Raw genomic sequence first — 22699 nt, forward strand, 5'->3', positions numbered from 1 at the left:
CGCCCGGCGAACTCCACCGGAGCCACCTCGGCCCCAGGTGTCGATCGGGTCGGTGCGTGTTGTCGCCATGCGAGGGCCGAGATCTTGCGCCAGTTCGTCAACTAGGGTTGACACGCGGGGATTGTCAACGTAAGTTGACGACATGAGTCAGGCGACGGAACTCGCGGCGGCGGCCGGCAGCACCGATCCCCGGATCGGCCTGCGCGCCGTGCGCGCCCTGAGCCGGCTGCTCGAACGGCTGGAGGTGCTCCAGGTGGACAACGCCCGTCGACAGGGCTGGTCCTGGCAGGAGATCGCCGACGCGCTCGAGGTCAGCCGGCAGGCGGTCCACAAGAAGCACGCCGGGCGACCGGCGGTCCCGAGCTCCTGGGAGGCGTGATGTTCGAACGGTTCACCGAACGGGCCCGCGAGGTGGTCCGGGCGGCCCGCGACGAGGCGCGGGCCACCGGCCGGCGCCCGATCGGCACCGAGCACCTGCTGCTCGGGATCCTCGCCGACGCCGACAGCCTCGCGGTGCGGGTGCTGCGCGAGGCCGGCGTCCGCGCCGTCGACCTGCGGGCCGCCGTGGCCCGGCACACGGCCGACGGCGGGGCCGGCCTCGCCGAGGCGGACGTCGCCGCGCTGCGCGAGATCGGCATCGACCTCTCGGCCGTGGTCGCCCGGATCGAGGAGTCCTTCGGCCCCGACGCGCTGCGCGAGGCCACCCCCGGCCCGCGCCGCCGCTGGGGACGCCGGCCGCACCCCGTCGGCGCCTTCTCGCCGCGCGCCAGGAAGGTGCTGGAGCTGGCGCTGCGGGAGGCGCTCCGGCTGCGGCACCGGCACATCGGCACCGAGCACATCCTGCTCGGGCTGTTCCGCGAGGGCGGCGGGCTGGCCGCGCTGGTGCTCACCGAGGCCGGGCTGGACCTGGCCGACCTGCGCCGCCGGGTGGAGACCGCCCTGCGCGCGGCGGCCTGACGGGGGCGGACGGGCCGCTGGCCGACGCCCGGTGTCGACCAGCGTCCCGTCCGCCCGCAAACCTGATTTCGGTGCGCGCAAGCTCACCGGTCGCCGGCTCGCCGCCTGTTCAGAGTTGCTGCACACTGGCGCCGTGGATGCCGAGCAGGACACGCGATCGACCGCTGCCGACGGCGGGCTGCGCTCCGCGGTGGTGGTCAACCCGGTGAAGGTGACCGATCTCGACGAGCTGCGCGAGACCGTCGACGCAGCCCTCACCGCCGCCGGCTGGCCCCCGCCGCTGTGGTTCGAGACCACCCCCGACGACCCGGGCCGGGGCCAGACCGAGGAGGCCGTCTCAGCCGGCGTCGACGTGGTCTTCGCCTGCGGCGGCGACGGCACCGTGATGTCCTGCGTCAGCGGCCTGGTCGGCACCGACGTGGCCCTGGCCGTCCTGCCCCAGGGCACCGGCAACCTGCTCGCCGCCAACCTCGGCCTCACCGGCGACCTCGCCGCCGGCCTGGAGGTGGCCGTCGAACGGGGCCGCCGGCAGCTCGACGTCGGCGCGGTCGAGGACAACTACTTCACCGTCATGGCCGGGATGGGCTTCGACGCGCAGATGCTCGACGCCACCTCGGAGACCACCAAGGCCCGCATCGGCTGGCCCGCCTACGTCGTGGGGGCCGCCCGGCACCTGCGGGACCGGCCGATGAGGGTCACCATCCGCATCGACGACCGGCCGTTGCTGCGCCGCCGGGCCCGCTCGGTGCTGGTCGCCAACGTCGGCCGGCTCCAGGGCGGGGTCACCCTGCTCACCGGCGCCGAACCGGACGACGGCTGGCTCGACGTCGCGGTGCTCACCCCACGTACGCTGCGGCACTGGCTGGCCATGGGCTGGGCGCTGGTCCGGCGCCGGGGCAGCGTGCCCCGGATGGAGGTCTTCCGGGCCCGCCGGGTGGAGATCACCAGCAACCGGGCGCAGCCGCGCGAGCTGGACGGCGACCTCATCTCCCCCGGCCGGCGACTCACGGCGGAGATCCGCCCCCGCGCGCTGTGGCTCTGCGTGCCGCAGCCCGAGCAGGCGCCCGACCTGGCCGTCGACGCGTCCGCGGCCGGGGAGCGGGGCGAGGAGTTGGTCGGGGAGGCGCGCCGTGAGTAGCACCAGGATCGTGCCGGAGACCCGGCTGATGTCCGACGAGGAACTCGCCGCCGACGACGCCTGGCACACCCTGCGCCGGCAGGGCGGCTGGCGCCTGCTGCGGGACGCGTTCATCCGGTTCCGCTACGGCGACGGGTTCAGCCACTCCCGGGCGTTCGCGTTGCAGCTCTGCCTCGCCGTGGTGCCGTTCCTGATCGCCCTCACCGGCCTGATCGCCGGCCTGGGCGTCGAGGAGGGCGGCCAGGTGGTCGCCGACACCGTGCTCGCCCTCACCCCCGGGCAGAGCGAGCAGATGGTGCAGGAACTGCTCGGCGAGGGCGAACGCACCGAACGCGCCGGCCAACTGGCGCTGACCCTCGGCCTGCTGACCGGCCTGGTCGCGCTCACCACCACCATGGCGCAGATCGAGCGGGGCGCGAACCGGATCTACGGCGTCGAACGGGACCGCCCGGCGCTGTGGAAGTACCTGCGCGCCGCCGTGCTCGCCGTCGTCGCCGGCGTCCCCGCGCTGACCGGGTTCCTGATCCTGGTCGGCGGCGGTGCGATGGGCGATTCGGTACGCCGGCACTACGCGTGGGGGACGTTCGCCAACGGCGCGTGGGACGCGGTCCGCTGGCCGCTGAGCCTCGGGCTGACCGTGCTCGCCGTGGCCCTGCTGTTCCGGCACGCGCCCCGGCGCAAGCAGCCCGGCCTGTCCTGGCTGCTCTTCGGCGCCGGCATCGCCACCGCGCTGTGGTGGCTGGCCAGCCTGCTGCTCGCCGCGTACGTGCGGTTCAGCGACGGCTTCGGTCAGACCTACGGCGCGCTGACCGGGATGATGGCGCTGCTGCTCTGGGCCAACCTCACCGGGATGGCGCTGTTCGGCGGGCTGGCCTTCGCCGCCCAGCTCGAGGCGATGCGGATCGGCGTGCGGGAGCCGGCCCAGCCGGACCTGTGGCAGCCGGAGGCCGAGCGCGAGGAGATCCACGACACCGGTGAGATGACCGCGCTCTGACCCCGCCGGCGACACCCCCGGTGTACGCGCGACGCGGATCGGGTAAAGCGCCTCGCCAGGACGGACAAGGGAGGTGCGGGGTGACCGCGGTCAAAGAGGTGGTGCGGCGGCCACTCGGCCACTTCGCCGAGCGGAGCATCGCCGGGCTGGCGGCCGTCGCCGGCGCGGGGGTCGCCTTCGGCCTGCTGCTGATGCTCGTACGCCTCCGCTGGAGCCCGCTGAACGACGCCGACCACGAGGTCGCGGAGTGGTTCAACGGGCTCGTCGCTCCGCATCATGCCCTGGTGACCGTGCTCCAGGCGATCACCGACCTCGGCGGCCGGCCGGTGCTGATCTGGCTGGTCAGTGTCGCCGTGATCGGGCTACTGATCCGGCGTCAGGCCCGGCTGGCGGCCTACCTGATCATCACCGGGGTCGGCGGGCTGATCCTCGACCCGTCGCTGAAGACCCTGGTCGGCCGGCTCCGCCCGGTGGTGGACGTGCCCGTCGCCAGCGCCCCCGGCAACAGCTTCCCCAGCGGCCACGCCCTCGGCTCGTTCGTCGCGTACGGGGCGCTGCTGCTGGTGTTCCTGCCGGCCATGGCGCCCCGCTGGCGCAAGCCGGCGATCGCGATCGGCGCGGTGCTGGTGGCGTTGATCGGGCTGACCCGGATCGCGCTGGGCGTGCACTTCGTCTCGGACGTGATCGGCGGCTGGCTGCTCGGCGCGGCCTGGCTGGGCGTCACCGCGTACGCCTTCCGGCTGTGGCGGCGCGAGCGTGGCCGGCCGGTGCCGCCGCTGACCGAGGGCCTGGAGCCCGAGGCGGGGCGCGACATCGCCCCCGCCCCGGCCGAGGAGCACGTGCTGGAGCACCCCCGCTCGGTCGTCGCGGAGCTGCTGGTCGGCTGGGTGCTGGTGTTCGGCGCCCTGTACGCCTTCGGCGAGTTCGTCAGCTACCACGCCAAGGACACCGTCCTCGGCACCCTGGACACCGAGATCCCGCGCTGGTTCGCCGGGCGGCACACCGACACGCTGACCGACGTGAGCTGGTGGTGGAGCAAGTTCGGCGACACCCACGCGATCCTGCTGGTGTCGCTGGTGTTCTGCCCGCTGGTGCTGGCGGTGTGGCGGCGCTGGCGGCCGGTGCTCTTCGTGGCGCTGGCGATGTTCGGCGAGCTGACCCTCTTCCTCGCCTCCGCCCGCGCCGTCGACCGGCCCCGCCCGCCGGTGGAGAACCTGGACGGGCAGTTGCCCACCTCGTCTTTCCCGTCCGGGCACATCGCTGCCACCATCTGCCTCTGGCTGGCCATCGCGGTCGTCGTGTTTCCCCGTACCGACCGCTGGTGGCGGTGGATCTTCGTGGCGCTGGCCGTGATCATGCCGGTCGGCGTGGCCGTCTCCCGGATGTACCGGGGCATGCACCACCCCACCGACTTCATGGGTGCGATCCTGCTCAGCGCCCTGTGGGTCGGCCTGCTCCACTGGGCGATCCGCCCCAACGCCGACCTGGCCGAGGGCAACCGCCCGGCCATCTCCTCGGAGCAGGTCGACGAGCTGGACGACGAGCTGGCCAAGGCCGGCCGGCCGGACTGACCGCGCGCCATGCTGCGGGTGATGACCTGGAACATCCGGACCGGCGGCCGGGACCGGACCGGTCCCGGCCGGCTGGACCGGGTGGCCCGGGTCGTCGCCGCGCAGCGGCCGGACCTGCTGGCCGCGCAGGAGCTGCGCGGCTTCGACCGCGGCGACCGGCTGGCCGCCTTCGCCGCCGAGGTGGGCATGTGGCCGTACCTGGGCCGCTCCTGCCTTGGCCAGCCGGTGGCCGTGCTGGTCCGCCCGCCGCTGCGGGTGCTCGCGGCCGGTACGGTCCGCCGGCCGTTCCACCACGCCGCCGTACGGGTCACCGTGGCCACCGACGCCGGCCCGGTCACCGTGTTCGCCGCCCACCTCGACCCGTACCGGGGGCTGCGCCGGCGGATCGAGGCCGGCTGGCTGGCCGCCGCCGTCCGTCGGGCCCCCGGGGAACTGGCGCTGCTGGCCGGGGACCTGAACACCCTCGACCCGGGCACCGACCACACCGACCGGGTCGCCCGGCTGTCCCCCGCGTACCGTCGCCGTCACCTGCGTCGGGACGGCCGGACGGTGGAGACCCGGGCGGTGGCCCGGCTGGCCGCCGCCGGCCTGGTCGACCTGTACGGCGCGCTGGTGCCCGGCGACGAGGGGCTGACCGCGCCCACCCGGCACGGCGGCGGGGCGGAGTTCTCCGGCATGCGGCTGGACTACCTGTTCGGCACCCCGGCGCTGGCCCGGCTGGTCCGCTCCTGCGAGGTACGGCGGGGCGGCGACACCGAGTACGCCTCCGACCACTACCCGGTGCTCGCCGAACTCGACCTGCGCCCGGCCTGACCGCCCGCCCCGCCGCGGGACCCCCGGTCCGCCGGGCGACGTCGATGGAGCACCGTTGCCGCTGGCACTTACGCTCACCCCCATGAACGTCACGTCGACGGGGCGACAGGGGCCGCCCCCGCTGATCGTCGTGATCGCCCGTGGCGTCGCCCTGGTCGTGGTGCTGCCCGTGCGGCTGCTCTGGGAGCTGCTGGCCGGCACCGCGCGGTGGGTGGACCGCTGGCTGCTCAGCCCGATCGGCCGGGCCGTGCGCGCCTGGGTGCTGCGCCCGCTGGCCTGGCTCCTGCACCGGCTGGTCTGGGTACCGCTGGCCTGGCTGGCGAAGCACCTGCTGTGGTACCCGCTGGTCTGGTTCCTCCGCACGCTGGTCCGGCCCGTGGCGCGCGTGCTCGTGAAGGTGGTCGACTGGCTGATCCGGCACGTGCTGGTGCCCCTGGTGGAGCTGGTGAGGCGGGCGTTCGGCCCGGCGCTGGCCGCCGTCGGGCGCGGGCTGTGGTGGCTGCTGCGGCTGGTGGCCGGCGCCCTCGCCTACGCCTGGCGGCTCACGGGCCGCATCGTCAACGTCCTCTACCGGCTGCTGCTCCGTCCGGTCGGCCTGGCGCTGGGCTGGGTGTGGCGGCACACCGCCGTCCCGCTCGGACGGGCCCTGCGCGCCGCCTGGCGGGTCACGGTCACCCCGACAGTCCGCTGGCTCCGCGACGCGATCCTGACCCCGATCCGCCAAGCCACCCGCGACCTCCTGACCGCCCTCGGCCTCCGCCGCTGACCCACATCGCGGGGGCCGGAAGCGCAAGATCGCGGGGAGCGGGGGCGGGGGCTGGACAGGGGTGGGGTGGGTTAGAGGAGGAGGTTGAGGAGGACGGTCAGGGCGATCGAGGCCAGGACCGAGAAGAGGATCATCAAGAGGCAGCCGAGGCCACCGCCGAGCGGGCGGATCTCCGTGTTGCCGATGCGCATGACGGTCCTTGTCCTGGTACGGGGCGGGCAGGGGGTACGGGGCGCGGCCAGGGCGAGCCGCAGGTGCGCCGGGGGGAACCCCACCGGCGAGACCCCAGCGGACGGGCCCCTCGGCCGGACCGTCGCCGTCACAGCTCGCGGAGCCGGGGGAGCAGCTCCTCCCGGGCCCAGTCCAGGAACATCGGCTGGGTGTCACCGCCGACCTGGACGAGCGCGACGTGGGTGAAGCCGGCGTCGACGAACTTCTTGAACGCCTCCACGTGCCGGTCGACGTCCGGGCCGCAGGAGATCCCCTCGGCGACGTCCTCCTCGCGGACGAACTGGCTCGCGGCGGCGAACGAGTCCGGCCCGGGCAGCTCCGCGTTGACCTTCCAGCCCGACCCGAACCAGCGGAACTGGTCATGCGCGATCTTGCGGCACTCCGCCTCGTCCGGGCCGTAGCAGATCGCCACCTGGCCGTACCGGGGCCGGCCCGCGCCGCCCGCCTCGTCGTACAGCGCGATGATGTGCGGGTCCGGTTCGGTGGCGACGATCCCGTCGGCGTAGTCGGCCGCCAGCGCCGCCGACTGCCGGCCGGACGCGGCGACGGCCATCGGCACCGGGCGGCCGGGCCGGTCCCAGACGTACGCGTCGGGCACGTCGTAGTGGTTGCCGGAGAAGGTCAGCGTCTCGCCGTTGAGCAGCGGCCGGATGATCTGCAATGCCTCCTCGAACATCTCGTGCCGCTGCTGCACGTGCGGCCAGCCGCCGACGACGTGCTCGTTGAGGTTCTCCCCGGCGCCCAGGCCGAGGGTGAACCGGCCGTCCGAGAGCACCCCGATCGTGCTGGCCTTCTGCGCCACGACGGCGGGGTGGTAGCGGCGGATCGGGCAGGTCACGAAGGACATCAGCGCGGCCCGGCTGGTGGCGTGGGCGACCGCGCCGAGCACCGACCAGGCGTACGGGGAGTGGCCCTGGGAGTCCAGCCAGGGGTAGTAGTGATCGGACATCACGAGCTGGTCGAAGCCGGCCGCCTCGGCGCGTACCGCGTGGTCCACCAGTTCCTTGGGGCCGGTCTGCTCGCACATCAGGGTGTAGCCGATGTTGACCATCGCGGTATCTCCTTCGCTCTCCCGATCGTCACCGGATACCCCGACCGGCGGTCGTCAACCCTCGGGGTCCGCTTCGCCCCTGCGGGTCGCGCCTCCCGGCCGGCGGGTCCTTGGCGGCCGGCGCCGGGCTGCATGGTGTGCCGCCTTAACCGGTTCAGGCCGGGGCGCCGCAACCTGTGGTGGGGATGAACCGCCCTTGTGGCGGCCCGCAGGCGTGCGGGCCGCCACGGGGCTGGTCACTCCGGGCGGCCATTCACTGAACCGGTTGCCCCGAAACGGTCGATCGGCCTACGCTGATCCCTGCGCCGCCGGGAGCCGGACGGCGGCTGCCGGGCCGGCCGCCTTCCTACGTCACCACCACCGCACCCCCCTGGGCACGGGGCTTGACCCTCCCTGAGGAAGGCCATGAGAAAACGTCTCTCCGTCGCGGGCGTCGCCCTGCTGACGGTCCTCGCCGCCGTGTTCGCCTTCGGGCCGCCGGCGCACGCCGCCGCCGGCTTCTCCGTCGCCGACGGCAAGCTGTACGACGCCAACGGCAACGAGTTCGTCATGCGCGGCGTCAACCACGCACACACCTGGTACCAGCATCAGACCAGCTCCTTCGCCAACATCAAGGCGCTCGGCGCGAACACCGTGCGGGTGGTGCTGGCCAGCGGCGACCGCTGGGCCAAGAACGACACGGCGGATGTCGCCAACGTCATCTCGCTGTGCAGGGCCAACAAGCTGATCTGCGTGCTGGAGGTGCACGACACCACCGGGTACGGCGAGCAGAGCGGCGCGATCACCCTGGACAGGGCGGTCGACTACTGGCTGAGCATCGCCAGCGCCCTCGCCGGCCAGGAGAAGTACGTCATCGTCAACATCGGCAACGAGCCGTACGGCAACCAGGGCTACGGCACCTGGGCGACCGACTCGGCCAACGCGATCAAGCGGCTGCGTACCGCCGGCCTGGCGCACACGATCATGGTCGACGCCCCGAACTGGGGCCAGGACTGGTCGTTCACCATGCGCGACAACGCCGCGTCGGTCTTCGCGGCCGACCCGCAGAAGAACACCGTCTTCTCCATCCACATGTACGGCGTCTTCGACACCGCCGCGGAGATCAGCGACTATCTCGGCCGGTTCCGCACCGCGAAGCTGCCGATCGTGGTCGGCGAGTTCGGCTTCGACCACTCCGACGGCAACCCGGACGAGGACACCATCCTGTCCTACACCCAGGCCAACGGGATCGGTTACCTGGGCTGGTCGTGGAGCGGCAACGGTGGCGGCGTCGAGTACCTCGACATGACCACCAACTTCAACCCGGCCGCCCTGACCACCTGGGGCCAGCGGATCTTCAACGGCGCCGACGGCATCAAGGCGACCGCGAGGGAGGCGTCGGTGTACGGCGGGGTCACCCCGACCACGCCGCCGCCCACCACCGCCCCGCCCACCATGCCGCCGCCGACCACGCCCCCGCCGAACGGCGGCTGCACGGCCACGTACACGATCGTCAACCAGTGGCAGGGCGGCTTCCAGGGCGAGGTCAGGGTGACCGCCGGTTCCGCCGCCATCAACGGCTGGACGACGAGGTGGACGTTCGCCAACGGCCAGAGCGTCAGCCAGTCCTGGAACGCCACGGTGACCAGCAGCGGGTCGAGCGTGACCGCCACCAACGTCGGTTACAACGGCAGGCTCGGCGCCGGGGCCAGCACCAGCTTCGGCTTCGTCGGCAGCACGGGCGGCACCACCGCCGTCCCCGCCGTCACCTGCACGGCGAGCTGACCGACCGCACCACCGGTGGCCGGGCCCGCCCGGGCCCGGCCACCTGCCTTTCCGGTACGCGGGCCGCGCGCCACCTGTTCCGTCGGGTGCGTGCTGCTGTCGCCCGGCAGCCAAAGACGTGCCCGACGGCTGGCCACCGGGCTCAGCCGGCCGGTCCGGCGAGGCGGGCGGCCCGCATCCGCAGGTAGTGCTGCTCCGGCAGGCTCGTGGTCCGGTCCGCGGCGGCCCGGTAGTGGGTGACGGCGCGCGGCGCGTCGCCGGCCAGCTCGTACAGGTGTGCTCGCAGCAGCCCCGTCCAGCGCTGGACGGAGAACCGTTCCAGGGCGTCGTTGCAGTCGCTGGCCCAGACCCGGGCGGCGCGGCGCAGGATCTCCAGGTCCACCCGCGCGCCGCCGGACGAGGAGCTCTCGATCTTCACCCCGGGGTGGCGGCGACGCAGCTCGTCGAGCAGCCGGTAGACGGCGAGGGTCTGCTCGTGCACCCTGGCCGCCCGGCGTGGCCGGCCTCGGTGAGGTCCCGGTTGTGGTCCCACTTCAGGTACGCGATACGCGCATTGGGTCGGGCACGGGCGGCCATGTCGACGGTGCTGGCCCCAGGTTCGAAACCTGCCGCGCCGATAGCTGGAGGGGCCCGGCCGGCAGGTCACCGGCCGGGCCTCCGATCAGGACTGGTGTGTTCGACGACGCCGGGAGAGGAAGAGCATGAACCCACCCAGGGCGACAATGACACTTCCCGTGCCCGTCAGGGCCGGTACCAGACCGCTACCGGTTACCGGCAGCATTCCGGAGTCGTCACCCCGACCGCCTGGCCCACCGGGGCTGCCGGGCGCACCGGGGCTACCGGGGGCACCGGGGCTACCGGGGGCGCCGGGGGCGCCGGGGCTGCCGGGTGCACCGGGGCTACCAGGGGCGCCGGGGCTACCGGGGGCGCCGGGGGCACCGGGGCTGCCGGGGGCACCGGGGCTGCCGGGAGCACCGGGGCTACCGGGAGCACCGGGGCTACCGGGAGCACCGGGACTGCCGGGAGCACCGGGACTGCCGGGAGCACCGGGACTGCCGGGTGGGCCAGACGGGCCGGGTGGGCCAGACGGGCCGGCGCACACAGGTGCGGTGATGACGTTGGTGTCGAGGGTGACGGCGGCGGTTCGAGCCAGCGCACGGCCCTGGAGGGTCGCCCCCGTGGCCATCGTGATCGACGCCTGAGCCATGATGGTGCCCACGAAGGTGGTGCCCGTGCCGATCGTCGCCGAGCTGCCGATCTTCCAGAACACGTTGCAGGGCGAAGCGCCGTTGATCAGGACGACGCTGCTGTTCGACGCCGTCGTCAGCGCGGAGTCGACCTGGAAGATGAACACGGCCTGGGGGTTGCCCTGGGCGTTGAGCGTCAGCGGCCCGGTCAGCTGCGCTGCCCCGATCCGATAGACGCCGGGGTTGAGGGTGTTGCCGCCGAGCTCTGCGGGCAGGTTGGTGAATGGGGTCCGGCCGGCGGCGTCGTTGAAGGCCGTGGTCAGGTCGCTCTGGGCCTGTAGGGCGACCGCGTCGCCGAGGTGAACCTCACCGCCGATGGTTGCCGTCTCGAAGCCCGACGCAGTGTTCCCTGGGTACCTCCCGAGGCTCTGACCCAAGAAGCTTGGGCCAGTGTTGGTGGGCTCGGCCCCGGCCAGTACGGAGAAGTTGCCAGCCGTGCCGAGGCCCACCGGCGCCTCCTGCGCGTTGGCCGCAGTCGAGTTGAAGGCCAGCAAGGCGACGACCACGGCGGCAGCCGCGGAAACCGCGAGCGCTGGCGGGACTGCCCGTCTAAGGCGATGAATGGGTTTAACTATCACAGAACACCCTCCGTGGGTACTACTCGCAGGAGGCGCCTCGCAAGTCGCGTCCTGCCTGAAGCGGTATATATAGCGCAGACCGGCGCAGTGACTACCACACCACCTTTTGCTCGCCGAAGTGGTGAAAACAGGACAATCCGCAAGCTTCACGATAGGGACTGGACTGGAGAGCGCCGCCCACTGCGCTGCAACGGCTGTCGAACGGGCGAGCGATGCGCTGCGTGGCGGTCGGCAGCAACGGGGGTCACGACAGTGACAGCCGCCGGCGGCCGGACGCGGACAGTCGCCCGAGGTCGCAGATCACCAGGGTTTTGCTGGTATGAGTCGGGTCTTGCCGGAGACGAACCGGTCCCGGCCGGCTCGTCCCGCGATCGGCCGACGTGCGCTGGTTCGTCATGATCACAGCACCCACCATGGCCGAAACAACGATCATCGATACTCAAGGATTTACAACCATGCACGAGGTCGTTAGCGTCGTAGATCTTCTCGCGCCGCCGGCCTGGTCACGACGTAGGGCGTCTTGCTCGTCACCCTCGCCGTCGTCACGTTCGTCCACCAACGGGCGGCCCCGGCCGAGGCCCGCCCCTTCCTGCGCGGCCTCGGTACGCCCATCGTGGCGGCGGCGTCGGTGAGCGTCGCCGCGGCCTTCACCGCCACCCTGGTCTTTCCGGGTCGCCGACCAACTCGACCGCGGCTACATCCCCGACTCGATCCGGCCGAACCCACCGGCTATCGGCCCCCTGGAACCGCCGGCCGCCTACTGGTGGGCCGCACTGGCCGGACTCATCACGCTCCTGATCGTCACCGCGGCGCCGCCACGCTGCCTCTGAGCCGAAGGCGGAGACGCGACCTGGCCAAACACGCCGTCGAACAGGACTACCCGCACGTGCCCGGGGAGGCGGCACCCCGGCTCCACGCGGTGCGCAAGGCCATCGCGAAGTCCCACGTCACCGAGGAACTGGGCCCGACGCTGGTCGCGTTCTTCGCGATCTCCTCGCTGGGCCTGGCCACCATCGTCCTCGACCTGATCGGGATCGGGATCGGCCCCACCCAACTCGTGACGAAACTCAGCGGGCAACACAACGGTACGGCGGTGCTCGCCGCCTACGTCACCGACGCCGGGATCTGGATCGTCAGCCTGCTGGTGATCGTCGGCTTCTGCGCGAACCGGTCGGTCGAGACCCGCCGCGTCGTGGTGGTTTTCTGGGACTCACCTTCTGGCCGCGTACGGTCCACCCGTTCTGCTCCCGCGACGGCAGGCGCCAGGGCAGGTGGCGCGCCTGCTTCTGGCTTCCCAGACAATTCACAGCGGTCCCGGTTAGTCTTCCCTGGTCAGCCGCCAGCGTTCCACGGTGGAGCGTGGTGACCGTCCCGCGGAGGGTTCGATGGTCTTCAAGAAGTTGTTGAGCGCGTTCGGCGTGGGCGGTCCCACCGTGGACACAGTCCTGGTCAACCCGAACACCCGGCCGGGTCTCGCCCTCGACGGTCGAGTCAACCTGGTCGGCGGGGACGCGCCGGCGGCCATCGAGCAGATCGTCGTCGGCCTGGTCACCCGGGTCGAGATGGAGAGCGGCGACGGCGAGTACGCCGGCGTGATGGAGTTCCACCGGCTGCCGGTCTCCGGGGCGTTCGAGCTGGCCCCGAAGCAGCAGCTCTCGATCCCGTTCCAGCTTCCGGTGCCGTGGGAGACCCCGATCACTGACGTCTACGGCCAGCGCCTGCACGGCATGACGATGGGGCTGCGTACCGAGGTGGCGGTGGCCCGGGCGGTCGACAAGAGCGACCTCGACCAAGTCAACGTCCACCCGCTGCCCGTGCAGGAGCGGATCCTGGACGCCTTCGCCCGGCTCGGCTTCCGGTTCAAGGGGGCAGACCTGGAGCGCGGCCACATCCGCGGCGTGCACCAGACGCTGCCGTTCTACCAGGAGATCGAGTTCTTCGCCGCGCCGCAGTACGCGCAGGTCATCAACGAGGTCGAGCTGACCTTCGTGACCAGCCCGCAGGGGATCGAGGTCGTGCTGGAGTGTGACAAGCGGGGCGGCTTCCTCAGCGCCGGCCACGACGTCTTCGGCCGGTACACCGTCGCGCACACCGACGCCGACCGGGTCGACTGGGTGCAGGTCGTCGACGGCTGGCTCCAGCAGACCACGTCCCACTACGGCGGCCTGCGCGCCCAGGGCTTCGGCGCCCCGCAGGGCTTCGGCGCGCCCCCCGGCTACGGGGCCCCGCACGGCTACCCGACGCAGCACGGCCACGGGGGCCACGGCCACGGCCACGGCCACGGGCACGGGGGCCACGGCCGGGGCGTGGGGATGGGCGGCATCGTCGCGGGCGCGGCGCTCGGCGCGGTCGGCGGAATGGTCGCCGGCGAGATGATCGAGGACGCGGTCGAGGGTGACTTCGCCGAGGACTGGGGCTTCGGCGGCGACGAGGAGTGACGTACGACGGTGGCCCTCCGGGAGAATCCCGGAGGGCCACCGTGCTGCTCGGAGCTGATCGGTCCGGTCAGTGCCGGGCCTTGCGCTCCGCGCCGCTGCGGAAGTTGCTGCCGGCCTTGGCCAGGCCCCGGCTACCGAGGTAACCGATGGTCAGCAGCGTGATGAAGAACCAGGCCTGCGGGGCGCGGAAGATGTCCACGCCGACCGAGTTCTTGCCCACCAGGTACGACGCGGCCAGCACGCCGATCACCGCGGCGGCGTAGACCCAGAACTCCGTCGTCAGGAAGGCCTGCTTCGTCTCCGTGCCCGGCGCCTGCATCGGCTCGCGGTGCCCGTCGTGCATCATCGGCATCGGGCGGGTGGGTGCCTCCTGCATCGCGCGGTTCGGCGCTTCCTGGGTCCGGTTCATCGGCCTGGTGGATGCAGCCTGCGTGCTCATCTTGTCCTCCTCAGGATGCGATGAGTCCTACCTGCGCTCCCTCGCCCCGCTACCGCGGTTCGGCCACGGCACGGTTCGCTCTCTCGGCGGGGGCACCTCCCGACTACCCAGGGGTGCCGGCGAAGTAACACCCGCCGGAACCTCGGATGGCGGCGCCCGTACCGCACCGTGCGGGGCGTACGTCCGATCCGCGAGGTATCCGGGCTCTGCTGCGGGCGGAGGGCGCGGGGTTTGGCCGGCCGGTCCCCGGGCACGCAGGACGATCCGACAGTTCTGCGGAGGTGATGGACGTGCGTGAGGACGACACGATGCGGGAGTCCGCCCGCAAGGCCGAGCAAAGGATCGCCGGCGGTGTGTACGGCGAGGGGGCCCTCGACGAGGTCACCGTGCCGCAGACCGACGAGACGCGGATCCTCCAGGAGGAGGACCCGGACGACCCGGCGCACGTCCCGATCGACCCGGAGGTGCTGCGCGACGGCGGCCCGACCCGGGGTCAGGGCGCGCTCACCACGACCGGCGGCACCGCCGGCCCGGCGAGCGCCCGGCGGGTGGCCCGCCAGCCGGAGCGGCACCCGGGCAAGGTCGCACCGACCACCACCGGTGACGCCACCACGGGCGGCCTGAGCACCCCGGCGGGCGGCTCGACGAGTGACCAGTCGAGCAGCGCCAGCCAGGTGGGCGACTTCACCACCGAGTGACCGCCCTGGCCTGGGCATCACCCCGGACAGCCACCGTCCCGCCAGGACGGTGACTGTCCGGGATCCACGGAGGTCGGGTCAGGCGACGCGCAGGACGCCGAGGCGCTGGGTGGCGCGGGTGAGGGCGACGTACAGGTCGCTGTGGCCGCGCGGGGACTCGGCCACGATCCGCTCCGGGTCGACCACCAGGACGGTGTCGAACTCCAGCCCCTTGGCCTGCCCCACGGTCAGCAGCACCACCCGGCTCTCCAGCTCCGGGTGCTCGCCGACGGCCGCCTCCGGCAGCGCCGCGACCAGGGCGGCGCCCAGCTCGTCGACCCGGCCGCCGGGGACGATCACCCCGAGCCGCCCGTCGGCCAGCCCGGCAGCCTCGGCCACCGCGGCGTCGGTCAGCTCGGCGGCCAGCCGGTCCCCGGCGACCGTGCGGTCCCACGGCGACACCCCGCTGCGGCGCACCGAGCGCGGCGGGCGTAGCTGCGGGTCGATCTCGGCCAGCACCCCGGCGGCCAGCGCCATGATCTCGGCGGGCGTGCGGTAGCTGACGGTCAGCTCCTCCAGCCGCCACCGCTGCGCCACGTACGGCTCCAGCGCGTCCGCCCAACTCGGCGTGCCGGCGAGCGCGCCGGTCTGCGCCACGTCCCCGACGATCGTCATCGACCGGCTCGGGCAGCGGCGCATCAGCAGCCGCCAGGCCATCGGCGACAGCTCCTGCGCCTCGTCGACGATGACGTGCCCGAACGCCCAGCCCCGGTCGGCGGCGGCGCGCTGGGCGGTGGTCAGCCCGTCGGACTCCTCCTGGCGCTCCAGCAGCCGGTCGGCGTCCAGCAGGTCGGTGACGCCGAGGATCTCGCCGCCGTCGGCCTCGTCCTCCACGTCGATGGAGCGGGAGCCCCGGGCGATCTCCAGCACGCCCTCGGCGTACTCGCGCTGGAGCGCGCGGATGCGCTGCCGGCGGGCGGCGGCGGCCCGGTCGTCCTCGCCGAGCAGCTCGGCGGCCTCGTCGAGCAGCGGCGCGTCGGCCGGCGTCCAGCCGCCCGGCTGGCGGTGCAGCAGGGCCCGTTCGGCGTCGGTCAACTCGGGCGCGGCGGCGGCGATCCGGTCGGGGTCGGCGTACAGGTCGGCGAGCAGCCGTTGTGGGGTGAGCACCGGCCAGAGCCGGTCCAGTGCGTCCCGCACCCCGGACTCCTCGCGCAGCTCGCGGCGGATCTCCGCGATGTCGGCCTCGTCGAGCAGGTTCTCCCCGCCCAGCGGGTCCGCGCCGATCCGCTCGGCCACCTGGTCGGCGAGGGCGTGCACGATCTCGACGTCGAAGACCGCGCGGGCCAGGTTGTGCGGGCGGCCGGTGCGGCGGGCCCGGTCCCGGGCCGCCCGGACGGTCTCCGGTGCCAGCCGCAGCACCTCCCGCTCGACCTCGATCTCCAGCGGCTCGTCGGGGACCCACTGCCGGTCCCGCACGGCCGCGGCGAGCACCTGCGCCATCTCGGCGCGGCCCTTGACCGCCGCGGCCCGCGCCGACTCGTCGCGGCGGGCGCTGACCCCGGGGAAGAGGTCGCCGGGGGTACGCAGCAGCACGCCCGTCTCGGCCAGCGCCGGGAGCACCTGCGAGATGTAGCGCAGGAACGTCTCGTTCGGGCCGACCAGCAGCACGCCCCGGCTGGAGAGCTCCCGCCGGTGGGTGTAGAGCAGGTACGCCGCGCGGTGTAGGGCGACGGCGGTCTTGCCGGTGCCCGGGCCGCCCTGGACCACCAGCATCCCGGGCAGGTCGGCCCGGATGATCCGGTCCTGCTCGGCCTGGATGGTCTCGACGATGTCGCGCATCCGGCCGGTCCGACCGGCGTTGAGCGCGGCGAGCAGGGACGCCTCGCCGGTCAGCTCCTCGTGCGCGGTGGGGGAGGCGGTGGCCAGGTCGAGCACCTCGTCGTTGAGGGCTGTCACCTTGCGCTGCCGGGTCCGCAGGTGCCGGCGCCGCCGCACGCCCTGCGGGTTGGCCGCGGTGGCCAGGTAGAAGGCCCGGGCGGCGGGGGCCCGCCAGTCGATCAGCAGCGGGTCGTAGTCGCCGTCGGTGTCGAAGATGCCGATCCGGCCGATGTAGTGGCGGGCGTCGTCGTCGGTGTCCAGCCGGCCGAAGCAGAGCCCGTTCTCCACGGCGGAGAACTGCTCGACCTGCTCGGCGTACATCCGTACGGAGCTGTCCCGCTGGGACCGGGCCTGGAGGGTGCCGCCGGTGGTGCGCAGTTCCTCGGCGAGCCGTCGGGCGGCCTGCTCCCGCATGCCGTCCAGCCGGTTGTAGAGCATGGAGACGTACTCCTGCTCGGGGCCGATCTCGTCGTCGTGCCGTAGCTCGTCGGGACCCGCGGAGTGCCTTGACAAGCCGTCTCCCTAGTGATTAAAATTCCAATCGGAACGGCAATTATCAGCCGTTCTTTTTTTGTGCCTGAACTGCAAAAGATACCGCGCGACGACCTCTCCCACCAAGCGGTCGGGCGGGGCCACGCCGCCGGGGACGGAGTCGCGCGATGTTGCTGGGTGCCGGTCAGCGGATCGTCTTCATCGGGGACAGCATCACCGACTGCGGCCGGCGGGACGCCGCCGCTCCCTACGGCAACGGGTACCTGAGCCTGGTCCGCGCGTTCGTCGACGCCCGGTACCCGGAGCGCGAGCTGACCTGGGTCAACCGGGGCGTCAGCGGCAACACCGTCCGGGACCTGGCGGCCCGCTGGAACGCCGACGCGATCGGCGAGCGCCCCGACTGGCTCGTCGTGATGATCGGGATCAACGACATCTGGCGCGCGTTCAGCCCCGGCCGGGAGGCCGAGGCGGTGCCGATCGACGAGTACGAGCGCACCCTGCGCACGCTGTTGCGCCGGGCGGTGGACGCCACCGGGTGCCGGCTGGTCCTCGCCGACCCGTTCCTCATCGAGGCGGACGTAGACGAGCCGCAGCGCGCCGAGACCGACCGGTACGCCGCCGTGGTGGCCGCCCTCGCCAAGGACTTCGAGGCGGTGCACGTGGCCACCCAGGCGGCCTTCGACCGGGTGCTGCGGCACAGCCCGTCGAGCCGCTGGGCCGACGACCGGGTGCACCCGGGGCTGCCCGGCCACGCGGTGATCGCGGACGCCTTCCTGACCGCCCTGACCGCCTGAGGCCCGCCCGCCTTTGCCGCCTGAGGCCCGGCCGGCCCGCCCTGGTCGCCCGGTCCGCCGGCCGCGCGTCGCGGTCAGCGGCGGTTGGTGCAGACCTGGCCGGTCCGGCCGACCGTCTCCACCGACCACACCACCGCGACGGTGAAGCAGTAGTCGGCGGTCCGGTCCAGGCCGTAGACCAGCAGGCTCGTGCTGCCCGGCGGGAGGGTCTCGAACGCGCGCGGCTCCTGCCCGGACTGGCCCCGGGCGAGCACCACCGGCCCGTTCGCGCCGGCCGGGTACGTCCAGCGCAGCGCGATGTTGTCCCGGTTGTCCCGGAGGGTGAACCCGCCCGGCGGGGTGCCGGGGGACGCGGCGGCCCGGGGACTGGCCGGCGCTCCGCCGGACGGTGAGACGCCGGACGGGTCGCTGCCCGGGGCGCCGGAGCCCGGCGTGCCGGTGACCGAGGTCGACGGGCCGGGGGTCGGGCCGTCGACCCGGGCGACCCCGGCGATCACCGCCGCCGCGCCGAGCACCACCACGGTCACCCCGCCGAGCACCACGAGCGGGGTGAGTCGGCGCTGTGGTGGTGCGGGCGGGCGGGGGACCAGTACCGGGAGCAGCCGGGAGCGGTCCTCCCGGGTCACGGGCGGGTGCACGGCCCGCACCCCGGCCGGCTCGTCGGCGGCACCGGCCAGGCCGACGACCGTCGGGGGCAGCGAGTTCGCCGCCGGCCATCCCGGCTCGTCCGGCCACCGGTCGTCGTCCGCCGGGTACGACTGGCCGCCCCGCGCGTCGCCGTCGCGGGCCCACCGCTCGTCGTCGGCGCGGGCCGGGCCGCCGGGCGCGGCGTGTTCCCGGACCCACGGGTCGTCCTCGGCGGTCTCGGGTGCGGCGGGGTCCCGGGTCCACGGGTCGTCGTCGGCCGCGCGGCCGGGAGCCTCCCCGGGCCATCCCTCGTCGCCCCCGGGGCACGCGGCGGCCCCTGCCGCGGTGTGCTGGGCCGCCTCGTCCGGGGGCGTCCGGGGAGCCGGCACGCCCGGCGGGTGCGGGTCGTCTTCCGGCGGCCACGCCGGTTGGTACGTCGGCGGCCCCTCGGCGGCCGGCGGGACGCGGGCCGCCGGGACCACGGGTGCCTCCGCGGGCTCCTCCCGGTCGGCCGGGGGCGTCCGCGCGCAGACGTGGTCGGGGTTGGCGGCGGCCCGGGCCAGGCCCGCCACCTGCACGGCGAGCGGGTCGTCCGGGGCGAGGTGCTGCCGGCACAGCTCCCGGGCCAGGGCCAGGTGGTCGTGCGCCTCGGCGAACTCGCCGCAGTCACGCTGCATCGCCCCGAGCCGGGCCAGCATCTTGATGCCGCTGGGGTGGCCGTCCCCGTACACCTCCCGGTGCAGTTCCCAGGCGTCCTGCAACCGCTCCCGGGCCACCTCGCACTGGCCGCGGGCGTACTCCACGGTGGCCAGGTCGGCGTGGGCGGCCAGCACCCGCAGCGACTCCGGCCCGTCGGACGCGGTCAGCTCGATGATGACGTCGGAGTAGAGCCGGGCGGCGCGGGCGTAGCTGCCGACCCGGTGCAGCACCGCGGCAAGGGTCGCCGCCGCCGAGACCGTACGCGGGTCGGAGCGGCTGTACAGCCGGGTCGTCGCCGCGTAGGCGAACGCGGCCCAGCCCCGTGCCGAGTGGGGCTCGCCCAGCGCGACCAGCACCCGGGCCTGGAGGCCGGCGGCGTCGGCCAGCTCGGGGGAGGCGTGGTCGGGGCGCGGATCGGCGTCGCTCAGCGCGTCGGAGAGTAGCTGTTGCGCGCCGGCCAGGTCGCCGGCGGACACCAGGTGGTGCGCCTGGCCGGTCAGATCACCGAAGGCGGAGGACACGCCCCATCGTGGCCGTCCCGCGACAATATGTACAACCCCCCGACTATCGCGATTCGGCCATCATCTGGTCAGGTGGTCGGCGAGCGCCTCGCTGATCCGGCGGAGCTGGTCCACCTGGGCCGGGCTGAGCGCGTCGAAGAGGTGCCGGCGCACCCCCTCGACGTGGCCGGGCGCGGCGGCGGCGAGCGCGGCGAACCCGGCGTCGGTGAGCACGGCGACCTGCCCGCGTCGGTCGGTCGGGCAGTCCTCCCGCCGGATCCAGCCGGAGGCCTCCAGCCGGGTGGCGGCGTGCGACAGCCGGCTGCGCGAGGAGCCGGCCGCGTCGGCCAGGTCGCCCATCCGCAGCCGCCGGTCGGGCGCCTCCGAGAGCCGGACCAGGATCTCGTAGTACGCGTGCGGCATGCCGGCGTCGCGTTGCAGCTCGCGGTCGAGCGTGTCCATCAGCGCCCGGGAGGCGGCGAGGTACGCCCGCCAGGTGCGCTGCTCGTCAGGGTCCAGCCAGCGGGTCATGGCCCTCATCATAGCCACTCTTGTTGAACGCTCAACCAAATGGCGCTAGCCTGGAGGGCATGGGAATCCACCGCCTCAACCACGCCGTCCTCTACGTCTCCGACCTGGCCCGCAGCGTCGCCTTCTACCGTGACGTGCTGGGCTTCCGGGTCATCCCGATGACCCCCGACGGGTTCCGGGGCGCGGCCTTCCTCCAGGCCCCCGGCTCCACCAACGACCACGACCTCGGCCTGTTCGAGCTCGGCCGGGCCGCCGGCCGCTCGCCCGCCGGCCGGTCCACCGTCGGCCTCTACCACCTGGCCTGGGAGGTCGACACCCTCGACGAGCTCGCCGTCACCGCCGAGCGGCTGGCCGCCGCCGGGGCCCTGGTCGGCAGCTCCGACCACGGCACCACCAAGAGCCTCTACGGGCAGGACCCGGACGGGCTGGAGTTCGAGATCGTCTGGCTGATCCCGGCCGACCGGCTCGACGACGACGCCCTGGCCGCCCGCAAGCGGATCGGCCGCCTCGACCTGGACCGCGAGCGCAAGCGCTACGGCGGTCAGACCCGTGGCGGAGTGGGCATCTCCGTTCCGGCCTGAGCACCCGCCCGGGTGGGGAGCCGTGTCCCGGCCCCGTGGGCGGTGCGGTAGAACGACACCATGCCGACCGACACCGTCCTGCGCGAGCTGCTCGTCCGACAGCTCGACGCCTGGTTGCCCGTGGCGCTGCACCGCGCCCGGCGGGCCACCCTCGCCCTGGCGTACGCCGGGACCGACGCGGGGGGCGCGGACGCCGCGCTGCGGGCGGTGGCGGACCTCGCCGACCGGCTGCGCGGGTTCCGGCTGACCGTCCTGGTGCTGGCCGAGGGCGACGCGGCGCTGCCGGCCCGGCTGGGCGCGGTCGAGGCGACCCTGCCCGCCGAGGTGGCCGTGCACGTCATGCCCGGCGACCCGGGGCGGCTGCCGGTCGCGCTCAAGGCGGCCGGGGCGGCCGGCGCGCCGCTGCTGACGGTGGTCCACGGCGCGGACCCGACGCCGGCCCTGCTGGCCGCCGCCCGCACCGGCCGCCCGGCCGACCTGCTGCTGGTCACCGGCCCCGGCGCGCCCCTGCGGCCGGTGCTGGACGCGGCCGGCTTCCCGCTGGTGGCCGAGGTCGACCTGGTCGCGCCGGCCGAGGCCGGCCCGGTCTCGGCGGTCGGCGAGACGGCGGCCGGCCTGGCACAGGCGACGATGGCGACGGCGGGGAAGACGGCCGACGCGACCCCGCCCGGCGGGACCGTCGAGGGGCGGCGGGTCGCGTTCGCGACCGCGTCGGACCGCAGCCTCCAGGCGTTCAAGGACGCGCTCTGGGCCGTGAGGCCCACCCCCGGCCTGCGCTACCGCGACCCGGCCGACCCGCAGGGCCGGTCCCTCGCCGCAGGGCCGGAGCCGGACCCGGGCCCGCTGGGCCGGGAGCTGCTCGCCGAGCTTCGTCGCCGCGGCCCGCGTACGGTCACCGAGCTGCGCCGGCACGCCCTCACCGCGACGCCCTACCGGGCCGCCGACGCGACCCGGGCGGTGACCGGCCTGCTCGACTCCGGTGCGGTGACCCGCGCCCCGGAGCACGGCCGGCTCGGCGGGGACGTGGTGATCAGCGCCGGGCCGGGCGGCGGGTCAGCTGCTTGAGCACGATGGACACCCCGGTGGCGACCACGCCGATGCTGAAGACCATCTGGAGACTGACCGCCACCCGGGCGACCTGCCCCTCGGCATGCACGTCCCCGTACCCGACGGTGGTCAGGGTGGCCAGGGCGAAGTAGATCGCGTCGATCCGGGTGGTCAGATTGACGAACTGCCCGGGGGCGGACCGGGCGATGACGAGGTCGGCGAGCGCGAACGTGAACAGGCCGGCGACCAGGGCGACCGCGAGGTTGACCAGTGGCCGGAGCTGTACCTGTCCGGGGTCGTCCGCGACCAGGAGCTGTCGACGCACCAGGCCGGTCACCAGCCAGGAGATGAGGGCGACCAGGACCGCCGTAGCCGCCCCGCGCAGCACCAGCCGCAGCTCGTTCGGGTCCTGCTCGACCGGCACCAGGAAGTAGGCGACGGCCAGCAGCAGGCAGGCCAGCGCCGCGCGGCGGCGTTCCCGTCGGTAGGGCCGGTCCTGCGTCATGCGGGTGATTCTCCGCCCGTGCCCCGCCGCCGGGTGGCAATTCGGCCCACCGTGGCCGGGACGTCGAGCGGGGCGCCGGCGAACCGCCGGCGCCCCGCTCGAACCCGGGAGGTCAGGCCCGGGACTTGTCCTGCTTCCACGACAGCGGGCCGGGCAGGTCGACGCGGTGCGCCTTGGCCCGCGAGTTCCAGGACCATCGGCCGATCTTGATGCTCCACGAGGAGAAGCCGTTCTCGGTGAAGTTCAGGATGATCGGGCCGTACTTCTTGCGCTTGCGGAACATCAGGCCCATCGCGGGCCTCCCTTCGTCACCGTTTCCTGCCGTGTCGAGTTCCTGCCGTGTCGAGATCGGACATGCCCGAACCGACGATTCGCGAAACC

General features: G+C 73.8%; 24 protein-coding genes. 14 read left to right on the forward strand and 10 right to left on the reverse strand.

Annotated features, from left to right (window positions below; translation table 11 throughout):
* Window positions 1–142 precede the first annotated feature (142 nt).
* From C5N14_RS07645 to C5N14_RS07675, 7 genes are all read left to right on the forward strand, one after another.
* Window positions 143–379: an HTH domain-containing protein gene (locus tag C5N14_RS07645; protein ID WP_117666805.1), complete on the forward strand. Its 237-nt coding sequence runs from the start codon at window positions 143–145 to the stop codon at window positions 377–379.
* Window positions 379–957, forward strand: a complete 579-nt coding sequence (locus C5N14_RS07650) for a Clp protease N-terminal domain-containing protein (protein ID WP_117666807.1) — start codon at window positions 379–381, stop codon at window positions 955–957. The genes C5N14_RS07645 and C5N14_RS07650 overlap by 1 nt, the downstream gene beginning before the upstream one ends.
* Window positions 958–1090: 133 nt before the next feature.
* Window positions 1091–2095: a diacylglycerol kinase family protein gene (locus C5N14_RS07655; RefSeq protein WP_117666809.1), complete on the forward strand. Its 1005-nt coding sequence runs from the start codon at window positions 1091–1093 to the stop codon at window positions 2093–2095.
* Entirely contained in the window at window positions 2088–3089 is a 1002-nt protein-coding gene (locus tag C5N14_RS07660) for a YihY/virulence factor BrkB family protein (protein ID WP_117666811.1), read from the forward strand. Before C5N14_RS07655 ends, C5N14_RS07660 begins: the two co-directional genes overlap by 8 nt.
* Window positions 3090–3169: 80 nt before the next feature.
* On the forward strand, window positions 3170–4660 hold the full coding sequence (locus tag C5N14_RS07665; RefSeq protein ID WP_117666813.1) for a phosphatase PAP2 family protein: 1491 nt from the start codon (window positions 3170–3172) through the stop codon (window positions 4658–4660).
* Window positions 4661–4669: 9 nt separating this feature from the next.
* A complete protein-coding gene (locus C5N14_RS07670) occupies window positions 4670–5473 on the forward strand; it encodes an endonuclease/exonuclease/phosphatase family protein (protein WP_117666815.1) in 804 nt (267 codons plus the stop codon).
* Window positions 5474–5555: 82 nt separating this feature from the next.
* A complete protein-coding gene (locus C5N14_RS07675; protein WP_117666817.1) occupies window positions 5556–6239 on the forward strand; it encodes a hypothetical protein in 684 nt (227 codons plus the stop codon).
* Between the two features lie 71 nt (window positions 6240–6310).
* Here C5N14_RS07675 and C5N14_RS31675 read toward each other — a convergent pair whose 3' ends face one another.
* Both C5N14_RS31675 and C5N14_RS07680 read right to left on the reverse strand, forming a co-directional pair.
* On the reverse strand, window positions 6311–6514 hold the full coding sequence (locus C5N14_RS31675) for a hypothetical protein (RefSeq protein ID WP_128763526.1): 204 nt from the start codon (window positions 6512–6514) through the stop codon (window positions 6311–6313).
* 44 nt (window positions 6515–6558) lie between these two features.
* Entirely contained in the window at window positions 6559–7521 is a 963-nt protein-coding gene (locus C5N14_RS07680) for a TIGR03557 family F420-dependent LLM class oxidoreductase (protein ID WP_117666819.1), read from the reverse strand.
* Between the two features lie 405 nt (window positions 7522–7926).
* Here C5N14_RS07680 and C5N14_RS07685 point away from each other — a divergent pair, with 405 nt between their 5' ends.
* Window positions 7927–9285: a cellulase family glycosylhydrolase gene (locus tag C5N14_RS07685; protein ID WP_117666821.1), complete on the forward strand. Its 1359-nt coding sequence runs from the start codon at window positions 7927–7929 to the stop codon at window positions 9283–9285.
* Between the two features lie 142 nt (window positions 9286–9427).
* Here C5N14_RS07685 and C5N14_RS32905 read toward each other — a convergent pair whose 3' ends face one another.
* A complete protein-coding gene (locus C5N14_RS32905; protein ID WP_243639243.1) occupies window positions 9428–9766 on the reverse strand; it encodes an alpha-galactosidase in 339 nt (112 codons plus the stop codon).
* Window positions 9767–9946: 180 nt separating this feature from the next.
* Entirely contained in the window at window positions 9947–11260 is a 1314-nt protein-coding gene (locus C5N14_RS33935; RefSeq protein ID WP_371685805.1) for an ice-binding family protein, read from the reverse strand.
* Window positions 11261–11630: 370 nt separating this feature from the next.
* Between C5N14_RS33935 and C5N14_RS31690 the strand changes: the two genes are divergently transcribed.
* Entirely contained in the window at window positions 11631–12476 is an 846-nt protein-coding gene (locus tag C5N14_RS31690; RefSeq protein ID WP_128763528.1) for a hypothetical protein, read from the forward strand.
* Between the two features lie 19 nt (window positions 12477–12495).
* Complete coding sequence (locus C5N14_RS07705; protein WP_117666827.1) at window positions 12496–13548, forward strand: sporulation protein; 1053 nt, start codon at window positions 12496–12498, stop codon at window positions 13546–13548.
* Window positions 13549–13615: 67 nt separating this feature from the next.
* On the opposite strand, the gene C5N14_RS07710 is transcribed toward C5N14_RS07705, so the two are convergent.
* Window positions 13616–13987: a hypothetical protein gene (locus C5N14_RS07710; protein WP_117666828.1), complete on the reverse strand. Its 372-nt coding sequence runs from the start codon at window positions 13985–13987 to the stop codon at window positions 13616–13618.
* A gap of 290 nt (window positions 13988–14277) precedes the next feature.
* Between C5N14_RS07710 and C5N14_RS07715 the strand changes: the two genes are divergently transcribed.
* Window positions 14278–14685 (forward strand): hypothetical protein, encoded by a 408-nt coding sequence (locus tag C5N14_RS07715; protein WP_117667007.1) that lies wholly within the window; start codon window positions 14278–14280, stop codon window positions 14683–14685.
* A 78-nt stretch (window positions 14686–14763) separates the two neighbouring features.
* Here C5N14_RS07715 and C5N14_RS07720 read toward each other — a convergent pair whose 3' ends face one another.
* Window positions 14764–16980, reverse strand: a complete 2217-nt coding sequence (locus tag C5N14_RS07720) for an AAA family ATPase (protein WP_207892644.1) — start codon at window positions 16978–16980, stop codon at window positions 14764–14766.
* 221 nt (window positions 16981–17201) lie between these two features.
* Between C5N14_RS07720 and C5N14_RS07725 the strand changes: the two genes are divergently transcribed.
* Window positions 17202–17828 carry an SGNH/GDSL hydrolase family protein gene (locus tag C5N14_RS07725; protein WP_117666831.1) on the forward strand — a complete coding sequence of 209 codons (627 nt, stop codon included), beginning with the start codon at window positions 17202–17204 and terminating at the stop codon, window positions 17826–17828.
* Between the two features lie 74 nt (window positions 17829–17902).
* Here C5N14_RS07725 and C5N14_RS07730 read toward each other — a convergent pair whose 3' ends face one another.
* Complete coding sequence (locus tag C5N14_RS07730) at window positions 17903–19675, reverse strand: tetratricopeptide repeat protein (protein WP_117666833.1); 1773 nt, start codon at window positions 19673–19675, stop codon at window positions 17903–17905.
* 60 nt (window positions 19676–19735) lie between these two features.
* Window positions 19736–20194, reverse strand: coding sequence for a MarR family winged helix-turn-helix transcriptional regulator (locus tag C5N14_RS07735; protein ID WP_117667009.1), 459 nt, complete (start codon window positions 20192–20194; stop codon window positions 19736–19738).
* A 50-nt stretch (window positions 20195–20244) separates the two neighbouring features.
* Between C5N14_RS07735 and C5N14_RS07740 the strand changes: the two genes are divergently transcribed.
* Together C5N14_RS07740 and C5N14_RS07745 are read left to right on the forward strand one after the other, a co-directional pair.
* The gene (locus C5N14_RS07740) at window positions 20245–20766 is read left to right on the forward strand and encodes a VOC family protein (RefSeq protein ID WP_117666835.1); all 522 of its coding nucleotides are present in this window, start codon (window positions 20245–20247) and stop codon (window positions 20764–20766) included.
* Between the two features lie 60 nt (window positions 20767–20826).
* On the forward strand, window positions 20827–21831 hold the full coding sequence (locus C5N14_RS07745; protein WP_117666837.1) for a hypothetical protein: 1005 nt from the start codon (window positions 20827–20829) through the stop codon (window positions 21829–21831).
* On the opposite strand, the gene C5N14_RS07750 is transcribed toward C5N14_RS07745, so the two are convergent.
* Together C5N14_RS07750 and C5N14_RS07755 are read right to left on the reverse strand one after the other, a co-directional pair.
* Window positions 21797–22318 carry a potassium channel family protein gene (locus C5N14_RS07750; RefSeq protein ID WP_117666839.1) on the reverse strand — a complete coding sequence of 174 codons (522 nt, stop codon included), beginning with the start codon at window positions 22316–22318 and terminating at the stop codon, window positions 21797–21799. The genes C5N14_RS07745 and C5N14_RS07750 overlap by 35 nt on opposite strands.
* Before the next feature lie 112 nt (window positions 22319–22430).
* On the reverse strand, window positions 22431–22610 hold the full coding sequence (locus C5N14_RS07755; RefSeq protein ID WP_007075522.1) for a DUF4236 domain-containing protein: 180 nt from the start codon (window positions 22608–22610) through the stop codon (window positions 22431–22433).
* Window positions 22611–22699: the final 89 nt, after the last annotated feature.

Origin of the sequence: Micromonospora sp. MW-13 (assembly GCF_003434305.1) — a bacterium.
GTDB lineage: Bacteria > Actinomycetota > Actinomycetes > Mycobacteriales > Micromonosporaceae > Micromonospora.